Below are 2438 nucleotides of genomic sequence, written 5' to 3' on the forward strand. Positions count from 1 at the left end.
GGCCGCGCGGCACGGGGCGGCAGCTCCCCGGCCGGCCGCCGGTCGGACGCCTCCACCGACACCGAGCTCGCCCGGCTGCGCAAGGCCCTCAAGGCCCACCCGTGCCACGCCTGCCCCGAGCGGGACGACCACGCCCGGTGGGCCGAGCGGTGGAACAAGCTCAAGCGGGAGCACGACCAGCTCGTGCGCCGCGTCGAGGGCCGCACCGGGTCCATCGCCCGCACCTTCGACCGCACCCTGGACGTGCTGCTCACCCTCGGGTACCTGCAGCGCACCGGCGCCGACACCGGCACCAGCCGGATCCGGGTGACCGACGACGGCAGGTGGCTGCGCCGCCTGTACGCCGAGAACGACCTCCTGCTGGCCGAGTGCCTGCGCCGCGGCGTGTGGGACGGCCTCGACCCGGCCGGGCTGGCCGCCGTCGTGTCCACGGTCGTCTACCAGGGGCGGCGCGACGACGCCCCCGACCCGTATATCCCCGGCGGGCCCACCGGGCGCCTCGCCGGTGTGCTGGACGACACGCAGCGCGTCTGGTCCGAGGTCGACGACCTGGAAGAGGCGCACGGCATCGACGCGACCGGCGCGCTCGACCTCGGCCTGGTCGGCGCAATGTACCGGTGGGCGTCGGGCAAGGGCCTGGACTCCGTGCTGCGCGGCTCCGACCTGGCCGCGGGCGACTTCGTACGGTGGTGCAAGCAGGTCGTCGACGTGCTCGACCAGCTCGGCGGCGCCGCGCCGTCGGAGAAGCTGCGCTCCACGGCCCGCAAGGCGCAGGACGCCGTGCTGCGCGGGGTCGTGGCCTACTCCAGCCTCTGAGACCACCCGGGGCCGGCGCCGCGATGGCGCCGCCCCCGGGTGAGGAGCGGGTGACTGTGCTCTCGGTCGCCCCCTGACCAGGGCACCGATCCGCTCGATCGTTTACAGTTCCCACCGTGAGCCACCCCGCCCGATCCATCCTTTACCGCAACGGAGTCGTGCACTCCGCTGCCGACCCGTTCGCCGAGGCGATCCTCGTGGACGACGGCGTCGTGGCATGGATCGGAGCCGACGACACCGCGGCCGGGCTCGCCGCCCGCGCCGACCGCGTGATCGACCTGGACGGCGCGCTGGTCACCCCCGGGTTCGTCGACGCGCACGCCCACGTCCTGGAGACCGGCCTGTCCACCGACTCCGTGGACCTCACGCCCGCCGGCGGCGTGCACTCCCTGGCCGACGCGCTGGCCGCCCTGCACTCCGGCGCCCGCAAGCTCGCGGCGGCCGACCCGTCCGGCGAGCAGGTGCTGCTCGCGTTCGGCTGGGACGAACAGGCCTGGCCCGAGCGCCGTGCGTTCACGCGCGCCGAGCTGGACGCCGCGTGCGACGGCCGCCCCGTGTACGCCGCCCGCGTCGACGTGCACTCCGCCGTCATCTCCACCGCCCTGGCCCACCGTGCCGGCATCGAGCGCGACCCCGCCTGGACCGGCACCGGCCTGTCCGGCTCCGGCTGGTCCGACGCCCCCGCCGACACCGGCCTGGTCACCGCCGACCTGCACCACACCGTGCGCGACGTCGCGCACGCCCTCTCGCCCGAGCGCCGCACCCGCCTGTACCGCGAGACCCTGGCCGCGTGGGCCGCCCGCGGCATCGTGTCCGTGCACGAGATGAGCGGCGAGCACCTCGACACCCGCGCCGGCCTCGCCGAGCTGCACGCCCTGAGCGCCGCATCGGTCACGGCCGACGCCCTGGCCGAACCGGGCGCACTGGGCCTGCCGCACCTGGCCGCCTACCGCGGCGAGCTGTGCACAGGCGCCGACGACGCCCGCGCCCTGCTGGACGAGCTGCCGTTCCTGACCGGGATCGGCGGCGACCTCAACGTCGACGGATCGATCGGCTCGCGCACCGCCGCGATGCGCAGCCCCTACTCGGACCTGCCCAGCGACCCGTCGTCGGGCTCGTTCGCCGGCGCCCTGACCAACGCAGACGGCTCGCCCTGGACCGGGAACCTGTACCTGACCGCCGACCAGATCGCGAACCACCTGGTTGCCGTCCAGACCGCCCGCGGCACCACCGGGGTGCAGGCCGCGTTCCACGTCATCGGCGACCGCGCCATGGACGAGACCGTGCTCGGCCTGCAGATCGCCGCCCAGATGAGCGGCGAGTCCGCCCTGCGCGCCGGGCACCACCGCATCGAGCACGCCCTGTTCGTCGACGCCGTGACCCTCGCGGCCCTGCTGGTGCACGGCATCGGCCTGTCGGTGCAGCCCGCGTTCGAGTCGTCGTTCGGCGGCGGCAAGGGCGTGTACGCCTCCCGGCTCGGCGCCATGCGCGCCGGCTCGATCATGCCGTTCGCCGACCTCGCACAGGCGGGCGTGCCGCTCGCTTTCGGCTCCGACACCCCCGTCACCCCGGCCGACCCCTGGCAGGGCGTGCGCGCCGCGACCAGCCACGAGGACCCCGAC

At 75.3% G+C, this 2438-nt stretch carries 1 protein-coding gene and 1 pseudogene; both read left to right on the forward strand.

All coding sequences use genetic code 11. The annotated features are described in order from the left end of the window. Window positions 1-816: pseudogene (locus tag PROKR_RS08670) on the forward strand (DEAD/DEAH box helicase); the annotation flags it as partial. A gap of 116 nt (window positions 817-932) precedes the next feature. Then, window positions 933-2438: amidohydrolase (locus PROKR_RS08675; RefSeq protein WP_245605760.1), on the forward strand; the 1506-nt coding region annotated here is incomplete at its 3' end.

This window comes from Promicromonospora kroppenstedtii DSM 19349 (assembly GCF_000515355.1).
In the GTDB taxonomy this organism is placed as follows: Bacteria; Actinomycetota; Actinomycetes; order Actinomycetales; family Cellulomonadaceae; genus Promicromonospora; species Promicromonospora kroppenstedtii.